Source organism: Granulicella sp. L46 (genome assembly GCF_009765785.1).
Lineage (GTDB): Bacteria > Acidobacteriota > Terriglobia > Terriglobales > Acidobacteriaceae > Granulicella.
The window spans coordinates 66,831-79,540 of record NZ_LMUT01000009.1; the positions used below are offsets into that span (position 1 = coordinate 66,831).

Below are 12,710 nucleotides of genomic sequence, written 5' to 3' on the forward strand. Positions count from 1 at the left end.
TCAAGGGGTTTTCTTCAATGGGCTTTCAGAGTCGCGCCACCACGCCTCAGAAACACCCGCAGTCTGCGCTCCCTCAGCCTGCCTTGCGGTTCTCGAGCACCTCGTCCAGCATCCCCATCAACGAGCCTGCCCGCGACCGCACCATGCTCTGCGCCGCTGCCTGACGGTGTGCCTCCGCTGCCCCAATCAGCGCCTCATACCTCGCCCGCAACGTCACCAGCTCATCCGCAAGATTCAACGCCGCCAGCACCGCCACGCGCAGCGAATCCACCGTTGATCCATGCGCCGAAACCGCGCGCATCTTCAAGTCCACGACCTCAGCCAACCGTTCGATATACTCCGGTTTCACGCCCCGCAGCTGGTAAATCTGATCATAGATATCGACCACAACGGAGTCCATGTAGCGCGCCTCAACTTGAGCTCGCGAGATCTCCGCCGCCGTTCTTGGTTGTGTCTCTACCATTGCAACTCCTACTGTTCCGCCCACGTACGCGCATCTTCGAATCCACGCACGCTACATCCTCCGGCTACACAATTTCATCAATGCTCGCCAGCATCTTCTCAACCCGAAGCCGAACCGCCTCGCGCTCGCGCTGCAAGGTCTTCACTTCGGCATTCGCATCACCCGAAGCCGCCAGCTCCTGCCGCAAAGCAACAATCTCCTGGCCCCTCGACTCAAGCTCTTCCTTGCGTGCCGCCAACTCCGTCTTCACTGCAGCCGTTTCTGCCTCGGCAGCAGCTCTCGCCTCACGCTCTCTCTTGATCAGCTCGACTGTCTGAAGCACCTTCTGCTCCAGCGCCTGGAACTCATCGACACTGATACTTGCGGATCCCATATACAACTCCTTCGAGGCAAAACCTTGCCCTTCACCTCGAAGTATAGGACGCTAACCCGAGGAATTATGTGTGTGTACCGCAGGGGTACCTTCCTGAATTCCCTTTTATTCCTTGCACGCTTATCGATCACTGTGCTTCGCGCTCACGCCCCCAGCGAGCCTCTTACACCCTCTGCGTACCACCCAACCCCGTGAGTTCTGCCACCACCCACTCCGTCCACCGCGCGATCTCTTCTTCGGTAAGCGTTCGCTCATTCGACTGAAACACCACCCGCAGCAGCATCGAATACGATCCCGCAGCAACCGCCTTCCCCTTCGCATCGCGAAAGATCTCGACCGGCCGCACACTGCGCAACTCATCGCGTTCCAGCCCCGCACCAACACCATGCAGCGCCGCATCAATCACCGCCCACGTCACCGCATCCGGAAACACAAACGAAAAATCTCTCTCCACCGCCTGGAAACGCGACAACTCTCGCGACACCGGCTGCCGCAGCACCGCCTCAAACAGCCTCTGCCCATCCATCGACGCAATCACGCAAGGCTGCCGCAACTTCCTCGCCTGCAACTCTGCCGCACTCAACTCCCCAAATACTCCAACCGCTTCTCCCGCCAGCAACACCCGCGCCCCACGCCCCTCCGCAATCCAAGCCGGCAGCTCACCAACTTCAAACGTTACCGCACCAACAAACTTCGCCAGCAGCGCCTCAATCGCACCCTTGACTTCATAAAACAGCGCGTCCTCAGCCTTATACAACGCAGTAGCGACAGCCCCACCCGTAGCACCCAGCGCCAGCCCCACGCGCTCCTTCACCTCAATCGTCGACCCACCAAACACAGTCCCCATCTCAAACAGCCGCACGCTACTCACATCGCGATGCAGATTCAGCGCCAGCATCGTCGCCATCCCCGGCGCCAGCGACGGCCGCAGCATCCCCGCCTCCGCACTCAGCGGATTCCCAATCGCGACCCCACCCCCACCAAACTCTTCAGCCTCTTCCGCCGACACAAACGTACTCGACACCGCCTCCGTAAATCCCAGCGCCCGCAGCGTTTCGCGAATCGTCGCTTCCTGCTCGACATGCGGCAACTCGACGACCGCGCCCGCAAAGCTCGGCAACGTGTCCGCAAACCGGTTGTACCCGTACACGCGCGCGACCTCTTCGATCAAATCAATCTCGCGCTCCAGATCCAGCCGCCAGCTAGGCAGCTTCACCGCATACTCACCGACACCCGTCTGCGTCATCTCGCACCCGAGCGCACTCAGATACCGCGCAACCACATCCTCCCCAACGCCCAACCCATCTACCGTCGCACCAAGATGCCGCCGCACCTCGCTAACCTTCAACGAAATCGCCTTGCGTTCTGCAGTCTTCGCCGCAATCTCCGGAACCACAACATCCACCAGCGGCCCCACCACCTCGCCACCGCTCTGCTCCACCACCAGCCGCGTGACAAGGTTGTTGCCAATCGGCGCCGCATTAAAATCCGCACCCCGCTCAAACCGATGGCTAGCATCCGTATGCAGTCCATGCCGACGCGAGCTCGCACGAATCGCCGCCTGATCGAACCAAGCCGCCTCTACCAAAATGTTCTTCGTCCCCTCCGTCACCCGCGAATCCCATCCACCCATCACGCCCGCCAACCCCAGCGCCTTCTCCTCATCGGCCACCACCAAATCTTCCGCGGCCAGCGTCTTCTCCGTGCCATCGAGCAGCATTAGCTTCTCGCCCGCCCGCGCCCGCCGCACCACAATCCCGCCAACAATTTTGTCCAGATCGAACACATGCGTAGGCTGCCCCATCGCCATCCACCCAAAGTTCGTCACATCCACAGGAGCCGAAATCTGCTTCTGCCCCAGCGCCGCAAAATACTCCGCAATCAACCCCGAGCTCGCCCCCACCGTTACGCCGCGAATCACCCGCGCCGTAAACCGCCCACACAAATCTTTCGCCTCAATCCGAACCGGAAATCCCTCGCCCGGCTTCGTCTCCATAACCGCAGCACCCGCATCCAACGGCTTCAGCGCCACGTTATAAATCGCAGCAGCCTCCCGCGCGACACCATAATGATTCATCGCATCCACGCGATTGGTCGTGATGTCCATCTCATACAAACGCCCGCCGCACGCCGCGTCGAACTCCCCCTCGACAGCAATCCCGCGCAACGTCAAATCTTCCGCCAACTGCCGATCATCCACCGGAAGCTCAGGCAAATACGACCGCAGCCACTTCGTCAAAATATTCACGCAAACTGCTCCAGAAACCTCATATCACCCGAGTACAACAGCCCGATATCGCTGATCCCATACTTCATCATCGCGATCCTATCCACGCCCATCCCAAACGCAAACCCGCTAATCTTCTTCGTGTCATACACCGGCTCGCGCCCCATCTCCACCCGTCGCTGGTTCACGGACTCGAACACCGCAGGATCCACCATCCCGCATCCCAGCAGCTCAATCCATCCCGAGTGTTTGCACTTCCTACACCCTTTGCCCCCGCAGAAAATGCACGAGATCTGCACGTCCGCGCTAGGTTCCGTGAACGGAAAGAAGCTCGGGAAAAATCGCGTCTTCACCGCCGACCCGAAGAACGCCTTCATCGCAAAATCCAGCGTGCCCTTCAAATCACTGAACGTAATATTCGTATCGACGCACAACCCCTCCACCTGGTGAAACACCGGCGAGTGCGTCGCATCCGCCGCATCATTCCGATGCACCTTCCCCGGAATCACCAGCCGCAGCGGCGGCGCCTGCTCCAGCATCGACCGTATCTGCACCGGCGACGTATGCGTCCGCATCAGCAGCCGCTCGCGTAGCGGCTTCCCCTCCTGCCCCGCCACCACCAGCGTGTCCTGCGTATCCCGCGCCGGATGATTCGGCGGAAAGTTCAGCGCCTCGAAGTTATAAAAATCCGTCTCCACCTCCGGCCCCAACCCAACCGAATACCCCATCCGCTGAAACACGCTAACGATCTCCGCCATCGTCTTCACCAGCGGATGCTCCGACCCGACCCTCTGCGCCGACCCCGGCAGAGTCACATCCAGCCCCGCGCCAACAGGCCTCGCCTCCGTTGCAGCAGTAGACGCCCGCGCCTCTTCAATCTGCGCCTTCAACTTGTTGAACCGTACGCCCAACAACTTCTTCGCCTCAACCGGCGCAGACTTCAGCCACGCGGCACTCAACTGCCCCAGCCGTCCCTGCTTGCGTCCCAGCCACTCCAGCCGGAACGCCTCCATCGCCTCATCGCTAGTCAGCGCGCGCGCCTGCGCGGACACCTCGGCCTCGAGCTCCGCAAACACGCGGTCAAGCTCCGCCTCATCAAACTGCTTCAGTTCTGGAATCGCTGCACTCATGATGTCGAAGCTTCAGGATAAATGACCGCGCCGCCTTACCCTAAGCCAACCACCTAAAGCGCCCACAAAATCACGGCCGCCATCAGCACGCCTAGCAACAAACTCCGCTTATCCGTAATCGCAAACACCACCGGATCATCATGCATCTCTCCGCGGCTAGCCAACATCCACACCTGGCTCAACCACAGCAGCAGCACAGGCACCACCACCCACAACCGCACCGGATGCGCATAAAGAAAGTTCGTCTCCGGGTTATTGATATAGATGGACAACACGACAACCGCCGCATACATCGCGCCTGTTCCCAGCGCCCGCAGTTGCTCCAGATCGCTCACAAAATAGCCGCGCCCATTGCTCACCGACCCACCGCGTTCCCGCAGACCCTCCAGCTCGCTGAACCGTTTCACAAATGCCAGCGATAGGAAAAAGAACACACCAAACCCTGCCAGCCACGGCGACATCGGAATCCCCGTCGCCGCGCTCCCCGCCATAATCCGCACCGTATACAAGCCGCTCAGCACAAACACATCCAGCAGCAGCTTTCGTTTCAAATACAGCGAGTACGAAAGCGTCACCGCCGTATAAAGCGCCAGCCATCCCAAAAAGCTGTAAGGACTAGCCAGCACCGCCGTCCCCGGCAGCGCGTTGAACACGTGCGGCAGCGCCAGCGCCAGCACGAGCGCGCCCAGCATCAGCAAACCCACCACCACCACTCCAGCAATCGCCGACAAATCCCCCGCCGCAAACGGTCTACGCCGCTTCCTCGGATGCCGTCGATCCGCCTCCAAATCCAGCAGGTCATTAATGATGTACGTAGCAGACGCGCACATCCCAAAGCTGAAAAACGCCGTAATCGCCCCGCCAAACGTCCGCAGATGCCACTGGTGCGCCAGCAGCAGCGGCACAAACAGCAGCGCATTCTTCGCCCACTGATGCAGCCGAATCGCCTTCAGCCAGCTCCGCAGCACCGGCCCGCGATCATCAAACCGCGCCGCCGCCACCGTACCCGAGCGCTTCATTCCCGCAAGCAGCGCGCGGTCCGGGTTCGCCACCATCGGCGACACGCATGCCGCCAGCAACTCCACATCCGGTCGCGCATTCCCGATGTAGCAGAAATTATCCCCAAACTTCGCGCGAAACGCCGCCAGCTTGTTCCCGCCCGCCAGATTCAACGCCCCATCGGAAGCCAACACGCCCGCAAAGATCCCCAGGTACGCAGCAATCCGCTCCGCTAATTCGCGATCAGCGGCCGTCGCCAAATAAATCTCCCGCCCCTCGCCATACTGTTCTCGCAGGTACTCCAGCAGCGGCCGGTTATACGGCAGAGACTCCACATCCAACGCCACTAACTTCGTCAAATGCCGCTTGAACGCCGCCCGCCCCTGCGCAATCCATCCCGGGATATGCACCAACTCCACCGGCCGCTGCCGCGCCACCACCAGCACCGTATCCAGCAGCGTATCCGACTTCACCAGCGTGCCATCCAGGTCCACGCAAAGCGCCACCCCAGCACGCAGCAAAGGTGCTGGTCCCTGCAGGGTCTCCGCGTTCGCCGCGGACGCAGCCTCTCCGGCAGAAATCGTGCTCGGCTCTACGACTCGGTCAGCACCATTCATCGTCAGCTTCGCCTCTCCCTCTCAATTTGCTTCATCACCAATCCATGGAGAGCGCGTTAGGTCTATTATCTCGTCACTATACCGTCCGTGCGAGTGCCACCCCGGACATTCAACATATCGTAGTCACCGCAATTCCCATTAAATTCCTCGCATCCACCTCGACTAACATCGCAAGCATGCATCTCCGGCCCTTCATCGGCGGCCTGCTCCTCATCGCCACACTCCGGCTCCCGCCCCTCCACGCCCAAACCGACCATCCCTCCTCCACCACCCAGGTCACCCGCGCCATAGCCGTCTACGAGTGGACCGGCGACCTCGCCCACCCCACCGCCGCACGCCTCCTCCCCGTCTCCCTCTTCATCAACGCCCATCTCGAAGACGCAGGCCTCTATCTCGCCCAACCGATCCCCTTCGCCCTCCAACCCGGCACCCTCTACCTCCTCCAACGCGCCGGCCAAACCGGGGTCCCCGACAGGCGTTCTTTGCCCGCCGGGGTGGAAACCATTGGAGCCCTCAACATCGAATCCGCCCACACCAACCCGACCACCTCAGCACCCGCGTGGGCCGCATACGGAAACTTCCTCTCTCCCACCGAAGCAACAGCCGCCACCTCCACAAAACCTCCCGCCACTCCCCCTACCTTCCCCACCGAAGCCGAAGCCGGCACCGCCCCTCCCGCACCTTCCAACCACAAAAAGAAACAACCCAAGCAACAAGCCTACGTAACCCCACCCACAACGCCCATCCTCGACGACCCTGGTCGTCCCACCCTTCAATCCGGGCCGCCCGCCGCCTCTGCGACCGTCCCGGAACTAACTACCCTACCGCCCGATCTCCACCAGGTGGCAGCCGTCTCAGATGCGGCCAACCGCGCCCCCGAAACCTTCGCCTACACCTGGCCCTCTCGATCCATCCGCGACCAAACCCGCCACACCCTCGAAGCTCTAGCCCTCCCGCAACTAACCCACTACATAGCCTTCAACCACCTAACCCCCGCGCCCACTGATCCGTCATCTCGACCGGAGGCCGCAGGCCGTAGTGGAGAGACCCCTGTATTCGCAGCCACGACCACCACCCCTACCCTCATCAACCCCCAACTCCTCGCCTACACCCTCACCGACGCCACCACCCCAACCTACATCCTCACCGCCGAACTCCCCCTAACCACGAACGGCCCCATCTACCTAACCCTCATCGCCCAACCCAACGCATCCTCCGCCGAACTCCACCTAACCCTCCTCTCCATCACCGACGCGACTCACCTCGACCGCACTCCCTGGCTCCGTCCCATCGACGCCGTAGACCCCGACGCCACCGGCCGCGCCTCCATCCTCTTCGAACTCCGCTCCCAAACCACCCGCCAATTCGCTCTCTACACCCTCACCACCGCCCCACCCCAGCAAACCCTCCTCACCACCCCGATCGAATAGCACGACTTAAAATCCCGTCGCGAAACGTAGCCAACTTCGCGCCCTTTGCGCCAGAGGCTTTGCTGTTGCTTCTATTCTTCGACTAACCCGAAACCGGAACCACCCGACGGCTAGCCGGCCGCAGCGCCCACGACCCATACAGAATCGCGATGATCACCAGCGGCGCCGCCACATGCCACCACGCCGCCCCGTGAGCCGCATTCGCCACCACCGCCCCCGTCAGATCGAAGAAGATCCCGGCATACGCCCACTCCTTCAGTAGCGCGAAGCCCGGGACAACCAGCGCAATCGATCCCAGCACCTTCCAAACCCCAAGAAGAATCACAACGTACAGCGGGAACCCCAGCTGCCGCATCCCCTCGACCGCCGCCGGCGCACGCATCAAGTAGAAAATTCCACCCGGCAGCATAAAGAAAACAACAAGAATCGTGCACACCCAGTACCCAATCTCTCTCGTCTTCATAACGCCTCCTATCGAATCTCGTCGACCACGCGTTCCAACTGCCCAACGAACTTCCGCCAGCCATACATCGCACCCTTGTAGTTCGCCTCCTGGTCCTCGCGGAAGCCCGACTGCTCCATCCGCAGCAACGTCCCACCGGCCGTCGGCGTCAGCGTCCACGCCACCGCGTTCTGCATCCCCATCGTGCCCCAGCTATACGACAGCCGCTCATACGGCTCCGCCACCAACACCTCACAATCAATCACACCATCCCATCCCGGCACCGCATGCGACCGCAGCTGAAACCGCCGCCCAACCTCCAGCTGAAAGTCGTTCTCCATCAGCCACTGCCCAATCAGATCGCTCTCCGTCAGCGCCCGCCAAACCTTCTGTGGCGGATGAGCAAACTCTTTCTCAACCACCACAGACCGCGTCCCCGAACCTGCATCCATCACGACTTCGCTCTTGAGTTCACTCATGGCTCCATCCTCTCCAAAACATCTTCCAACTTGCTGAACTTCTCTCTCCAGAACACCCCATAAAACGCCATCCAGTCCACCAGCGGCGCCAACGACTTCGGCTGCGCGCTGTAATGTATCTCCCGCCCCGCCCGCCGTTGATTCACCAGCCGCGCCCGCTTCAGCACCGTCAGATGTTTCGACACCGCCGGCTGCGACACCCCCGCCCTCGCAGTCAACGCATGCACCGTCAACTCCCCATCCCGAGTCAGTCGCTCAAACAGCGCCCGACGCGTAGGATCCGCCAGAGCCCGAAACACCGAATTAGCAGCAGCCATCGACATGCCAAAACCATAACCAAACGGTTATGAATTGTCAACCTTAAAATCCCCCTCCCCAAACTAGCTAAACTATTCCGATGAGCACACCCACCATCGCCCTACTCTTCCCCGGCCAGGGCTCCCAATCCGTAGGCATGGGCCGCGCCTTCTACGACGCCAACCCCGAAGCCCGCGCCGTCTTCCAGGAAGCCGACGACACCCTCGGCTTCTCCCTATCCGACATCATCTTCAACGGCCCCGAAGACACCCTCAAGCTCACCGAAAACACCCAGCCCGCCATCCTCACCGTCTCCATCGCCGCCCTCCGCGTCCTCCAACCCGAACTCGAAGCACGCAACCTCACCATCGCCTACGCCGCCGGCCACTCCCTCGGCGAGTACTCCGCCCATGTCGCCGCCCAAACCTTCTCCTTCGCCGACGCCGTCCGCACCGTCCGCGCCCGCGGCCAGTTCATGCAGGCCGCCGTCCCCGCCGGCCAAGGCGCCATGGCCGCAATCCTCGGCCTCAATCTCGCCGACATCGAAGCCGCCTGCACCGCCGTCTCCGCCGAGCGCGCCCCCGAAGTCGTCACCACCGCCAACCTCAACTCCCCCGACCAGACCGTCATCTCGGGCTCCGCAGCCGCCGTAGCCCGCGTAGCCGAGCTCTGCAAGGAACTCGGTGCCAAACGCGCCGTCATGCTCCCCGTCAGCGGCCCCTTCCACAGCCCGCTCATGATGCCCGCCCAACACCAACTCGAGCACCAACTCGAGTCCGTCACCTTCCAGCCAGCGCGCTTCCCCGTCGCCAGCAACATCGACGCTCAGTTCCACCTACAACCCGACACCATCCGCGACACCCTCATCCGCCAGGTCACGGGCACCGTCCGCTGGGTCGAATGCATCAACCAACTCCAGCTAAGCAACGTCACAAACTACATAGAAGTAGGCCCCGGCAAAGTCCTCTCAGGCCTAAACCGCCAAATCGACCGCACCCTAAACACCACCAACATAGAAGACCCCGCCAGCCTGGAAAAAACGCTAGCCGCCCTCACCACCTGATGAGCGCGCAGAAGAAGCTCATTTAGCCGTCGGACCATCTCCCTGCTACCCTCATCCTCATGCACCGCGCCCTTCGTTTTCTTCTCCTCTGCCTCTCTGCAACCTGTCTCGCCCAATCCCCACAAACCCTCACCATCGACGCCGCCCAAACAATAGGCCCGCACTCCCAAACTCCCCTAAACACCGTTGGTGCCGGCCGCGCCAACGAAGGCCTCCGCGCCGACTGGCAATCCCAACTCTCCACCGTCCAGCGCGAAATCGGCTTCCACTACATCCGCTTCCACGGCATCTTCCACGACGACATGGGCGTCTACACCGAAGACCCCCACGGCCACCCCATCTACAACTTCCAATACGTCGACGCCCTCTACGACGCTCTCTTCGCCCAACACATCCGCCCGTTCGTGGAGCTCTCCTTCATGCCCTCCGCTCTCGCCAGCGGCCCGCAAACCGTCTTCTGGTGGAAGGGCAACATCACCCCGCCCAAAGACATGGCTAAGTGGAATGCCCTCATCGAAGCCTTCGTCACCCACCTCCAATCCCGCTATGGCAACGACGAAGTCAACCACTGGTACTTCGAAGTCTGGAATGAGCCCGACCTCCACAACGGCTTCTTCACCGGCTCCCAATCCGACTACTTCAACCTCTACAAAAACACGGTCGAATCCGTTCGCTCCGTCTGCCCGAAGTGTCGCGTTGGAGGCCCCGCCACCGCCGTTGGATGGGAGGCCGACTGGCTCGACTTCATCGCCAAAAATCACGTCCCAGCCGACTTCGACTCCACCCACACTTACGGCGTAGTCAAAGGCTCCTTCGACGCCACCGGCGACGACGGCACGCTCCTCGACACCTCTCCCAACAGCATCGTCGGCCGCGTCCGCGACTCGCGCAATCGCATCGACCACAGCGCCACTCCGCACCTCGAGCTGCACTACACCGAGTGGTCCTCCAGCTACACCCCCACGGACTTCATCCACGACCAATACATCGAAGCCGCCTTCATCCTCGAAAAACTCCGCGCCACCTCTCCGCTAACCCAATCCATGTCCTACTGGACATTCACCGACATCTTCGAAGAAGGTGGTCCACCCACGCGCCCCTTCTACGGCGGCTTCGGCCTCATGAACCTGCAGGGCATCCGCAAGCCCGCGTACTTCGCCTATAAATTCCTCGCCCAGCTAGGCCCCACAGACATAGCCACCACCAGCCCCGACCACTCCTGGGCCACCACCAAACCCGACGGCTCCGTCCAGATCCTCTTCTGGAACTACACCCCGATCGCGCCCCCCGCCACCTCTGACGACCAGATCTTCTACAAGCGCGAGCAGCCCGCCCAGCCCGCGCCCAGCACACACCTCATCCTCGACCACCTCCACAACGGCCGCTACCAACTCAACGTCTATCGCACCGGCTATCAGCAGAACGACGCCTACACCGCGTACCTCCACATGGGCTCTCCCATCGATCTCTCCCCCGCCCAGGTCGAAGCTCTCAACCACACCGCCAGCGGCGCACCCACCGAGACCCAAACCATCCACATCACCAACAGCCACTTCGACAAGACCTTCCCCATGCAACAGAACGACACCGTCCTCCTAACCCTCACACCCACCCACTAGGACTCTTCGTCTGATCTGTCACCAACCTGTCATCCCGCGCAGTCTCCCCTTCTAACCCGCCACCAATCTGTCATCCTGAGCGAAGTCTCCCTTTCTGACCCGCCACCAATCTGTCATCCTGAGCGCAGTCGTTCGCGCACTTTGCGAACGACGCAGCCGAAGGACCCCGAAGAATTCCATCCCACCCACACGCTTCGCCCGTTCCCACCGAGCTCTTTGCTCTACTCGATCCCGTCGCCACCGCCAGGCAAATCCCCACGTACCCCGCGCTCCAACACACCGAGCCTCTCCTCCAACCCCCGAACCACCTCCTCCAACGCCGCCACCCGCTGCACCAAAGAATCGGGTGCCCCGGGTCCGGATTCTCGGACCCGGGCCTCCGCACCACTAACTAACCCCGCATCCACCGGCCCACAAAGCAAGTGCACCCAACGAGCCTCCCGCGCCCCAGCCTGCCGCGCCATCAACTGCGTCAGCGGCTCAGCTTGTCCCGAGACCTCCCGACCCGCCAGCCGTTCCAACACCGTCAGCACCGCCGCATTGTCATCGAACGCATACATCCGCTCCGTCCGAGCCCGCAACTCCGCCGAAGTCTGCGCCCCCCGCAGCAGCAGCAAACACATCACCGCCACCTCATCCCGCCGCAAGTTCAGAACATCCCTCACCCGATGCTCAAACTTCGTAGCCCGCGACTCCGCAATCGTCCGCACCAACCCCAGTTGATCCAGCTCAAACAGCGCCGTCCGCACATCCGCCTCGCTCAACTCCATCACCGGCTCGCGACTGCTCTTCTGATTACAAGCGTTCACCGCCGCATTCAAACTCAGCGGGTAATACTCCGGCGTATTGATCTCTTTCTCAATCAACGCCCCCAGCACCCGCGCCTCAACCACATTCAACTCAACCATCCCTCAATCCTACCGAACCCGCCGAATCTTCACGCTGCAACATCACCGCCGCCTTACACTTGCATCCATGAAAAATTTGTTCGATCCCGCGACAGCCCAACAGGTCAAAGCACGGCTCGAAACATTGCAGTCCGATAGCCCACACCAGTGGGGCAAGATGAACCCAGAGCAGGCGATGGCGCACTGCTCTGCCAGCATTGAAATGTCGCTCGGAGACTTCCACCCACCGCGGAAATTCATTGGCAGGATCCTCGGCCCCATCATCAAACCCCTTGCCTTGCGCGACGACGAACCCATGCGCAAAAATTCACCCACCATCGACGAGATTATTGTGCAGGATCACCGCGACATCGAAGCAGAACGAATCCGTCTCCTCAACCTGATCGACCGCTTCACCACCACCGGACCAACCACCTGCACCAACCATCCCCACAGCTTCTTCGGACCCCTCACGCCCGAACAGTGGTCGATCCTGATGTACAAACATCTCGACCATCACCTCCGCCAATTCGGAGCCTAGCCCTCATCCCACGGCCAGAATCAACGGCCACGCCACGAGATTAGCCGCGGCACGACCGGGTGAGCAGCGGGCTTTAGCCGCGGAACAAGTCTCCGCACAAATTGAGCTTTAGCCCCGGGCATGCGCGCGCCGGCCGCAGACTC

13 protein-coding genes are annotated in these 12,710 nt (G+C 61.4%); 4 read left to right on the forward strand and 9 right to left on the reverse strand.

The window, feature by feature from the left end:
• Positions 1-73: 73 nt before the first annotated feature.
• The 5 genes from GSQ80_RS06930 to GSQ80_RS06950 form a co-directional block, all read right to left on the reverse strand.
• The gene (locus GSQ80_RS06930; RefSeq protein WP_158786927.1) at positions 74-463 is read right to left on the reverse strand and encodes a cell division protein ZapA; all 390 of its coding nucleotides are present in this window, start codon (positions 461-463) and stop codon (positions 74-76) included.
• Between the two features lie 64 nt (positions 464-527).
• Positions 528-836 carry a hypothetical protein gene (locus GSQ80_RS06935; protein ID WP_158786928.1) on the reverse strand — a complete coding sequence of 103 codons (309 nt, stop codon included), beginning with the start codon at positions 834-836 and terminating at the stop codon, positions 528-530.
• Between the two features lie 163 nt (positions 837-999).
• Positions 1,000-3,084 (reverse strand): phenylalanine--tRNA ligase subunit beta, encoded by a 2,085-nt coding sequence (gene pheT / locus GSQ80_RS06940; protein WP_158786929.1) that lies wholly within the window; start codon positions 3,082-3,084, stop codon positions 1,000-1,002.
• Entirely contained in the window at positions 3,081-4,193 is a 1,113-nt protein-coding gene (gene pheS, locus GSQ80_RS06945; protein WP_158786930.1) for a phenylalanine--tRNA ligase subunit alpha, read from the reverse strand. Before pheS ends, pheT begins: the two co-directional genes overlap by 4 nt.
• Before the next feature lie 53 nt (positions 4,194-4,246).
• Positions 4,247-5,809, reverse strand: a complete 1,563-nt coding sequence (locus GSQ80_RS06950) for a UbiA family prenyltransferase (protein WP_158786931.1) — start codon at positions 5,807-5,809, stop codon at positions 4,247-4,249.
• A gap of 176 nt (positions 5,810-5,985) precedes the next feature.
• On the opposite strand from GSQ80_RS06950, the gene GSQ80_RS06955 reads away from it, so the two are divergent.
• Positions 5,986-7,239: a hypothetical protein gene (locus tag GSQ80_RS06955; RefSeq protein ID WP_158786932.1), complete on the forward strand. Its 1,254-nt coding sequence runs from the start codon at positions 5,986-5,988 to the stop codon at positions 7,237-7,239.
• Between the two features lie 82 nt (positions 7,240-7,321).
• On the opposite strand, the gene GSQ80_RS06960 is transcribed toward GSQ80_RS06955, so the two are convergent.
• The 3 genes from GSQ80_RS06960 to GSQ80_RS23730 are packed head-to-tail and all read right to left on the reverse strand — an operon-like array spanning position 7,322 to position 8,477.
• Positions 7,322-7,702 (reverse strand): DoxX family protein, encoded by a 381-nt coding sequence (locus GSQ80_RS06960; protein ID WP_158786933.1) that lies wholly within the window; start codon positions 7,700-7,702, stop codon positions 7,322-7,324.
• A gap of 8 nt (positions 7,703-7,710) precedes the next feature.
• Positions 7,711-8,160: an SRPBCC domain-containing protein gene (locus GSQ80_RS06965; RefSeq protein ID WP_254059496.1), complete on the reverse strand. Its 450-nt coding sequence runs from the start codon at positions 8,158-8,160 to the stop codon at positions 7,711-7,713.
• The gene (locus tag GSQ80_RS23730) at positions 8,157-8,477 is read right to left on the reverse strand and encodes a helix-turn-helix transcriptional regulator (RefSeq protein WP_305794643.1); all 321 of its coding nucleotides are present in this window, start codon (positions 8,475-8,477) and stop codon (positions 8,157-8,159) included. The genes GSQ80_RS06965 and GSQ80_RS23730 overlap by 4 nt, the downstream gene beginning before the upstream one ends.
• A gap of 80 nt (positions 8,478-8,557) precedes the next feature.
• On the opposite strand from GSQ80_RS23730, the gene fabD reads away from it, so the two are divergent.
• Positions 8,558-9,520 carry an ACP S-malonyltransferase gene (gene fabD, locus GSQ80_RS06975; RefSeq protein ID WP_158786935.1) on the forward strand — a complete coding sequence of 321 codons (963 nt, stop codon included), beginning with the start codon at positions 8,558-8,560 and terminating at the stop codon, positions 9,518-9,520.
• Between the two features lie 59 nt (positions 9,521-9,579).
• On the forward strand, positions 9,580-11,139 hold the full coding sequence (locus GSQ80_RS06980; RefSeq protein WP_158786936.1) for a glycoside hydrolase: 1,560 nt from the start codon (positions 9,580-9,582) through the stop codon (positions 11,137-11,139).
• Positions 11,140-11,360: 221 nt separating this feature from the next.
• Here GSQ80_RS06980 and GSQ80_RS06985 read toward each other — a convergent pair whose 3' ends face one another.
• Positions 11,361-12,047, reverse strand: a complete 687-nt coding sequence (locus GSQ80_RS06985; RefSeq protein WP_158786937.1) for a YceH family protein — start codon at positions 12,045-12,047, stop codon at positions 11,361-11,363.
• A gap of 67 nt (positions 12,048-12,114) precedes the next feature.
• Here GSQ80_RS06985 and GSQ80_RS06990 point away from each other — a divergent pair, with 67 nt between their 5' ends.
• The gene (locus tag GSQ80_RS06990) at positions 12,115-12,567 is read left to right on the forward strand and encodes a DUF1569 domain-containing protein (protein WP_158786938.1); all 453 of its coding nucleotides are present in this window, start codon (positions 12,115-12,117) and stop codon (positions 12,565-12,567) included.
• Positions 12,568-12,710: the final 143 nt, after the last annotated feature.

What these genes read in the sequence shown, in the direction of transcription:
- GSQ80_RS06930 (WP_158786927.1), bottom strand. Translation starts at nt 463, where the DNA reads ATGGTAGAGACACAACCAAGAACGGCGGCGGAGATCTCGCGAGCTCAA.
- GSQ80_RS06935 (WP_158786928.1), bottom strand. Translation starts at nt 836, where the DNA reads ATGGGATCCGCAAGTATCAGTGTCGATGAGTTCCAGGCGCTGGAGCAG.
- pheS (WP_158786930.1), bottom strand. Translation starts at nt 4,193, where the DNA reads ATGAGTGCAGCGATTCCAGAACTGAAGCAGTTTGATGAGGCGGAGCTT.
- GSQ80_RS06950 (WP_158786931.1), bottom strand. Translation starts at nt 5,809, where the DNA reads ATGAATGGTGCTGACCGAGTCGTAGAGCCGAGCACGATTTCTGCCGGA.
- GSQ80_RS06955 (WP_158786932.1), top strand. Translation starts at nt 5,986, where the DNA reads ATGCATCTCCGGCCCTTCATCGGCGGCCTGCTCCTCATCGCCACACTC.
- GSQ80_RS06960 (WP_158786933.1), bottom strand. Translation starts at nt 7,702, where the DNA reads ATGAAGACGAGAGAGATTGGGTACTGGGTGTGCACGATTCTTGTTGTT.
- GSQ80_RS06965 (WP_254059496.1), bottom strand. Translation starts at nt 8,160, where the DNA reads ATGAGTGAACTCAAGAGCGAAGTCGTGATGGATGCAGGTTCGGGGACG.
- GSQ80_RS23730 (WP_305794643.1), bottom strand. Translation starts at nt 8,477, where the DNA reads ATGGCTGCTGCTAATTCGGTGTTTCGGGCTCTGGCGGATCCTACGCGT.
- fabD (WP_158786935.1), top strand. Translation starts at nt 8,558, where the DNA reads ATGAGCACACCCACCATCGCCCTACTCTTCCCCGGCCAGGGCTCCCAA.
- GSQ80_RS06980 (WP_158786936.1), top strand. Translation starts at nt 9,580, where the DNA reads ATGCACCGCGCCCTTCGTTTTCTTCTCCTCTGCCTCTCTGCAACCTGT.
- GSQ80_RS06985 (WP_158786937.1), bottom strand. Translation starts at nt 12,047, where the DNA reads ATGGTTGAGTTGAATGTGGTTGAGGCGCGGGTGCTGGGGGCGTTGATT.
- GSQ80_RS06990 (WP_158786938.1), top strand. Translation starts at nt 12,115, where the DNA reads ATGAAAAATTTGTTCGATCCCGCGACAGCCCAACAGGTCAAAGCACGG.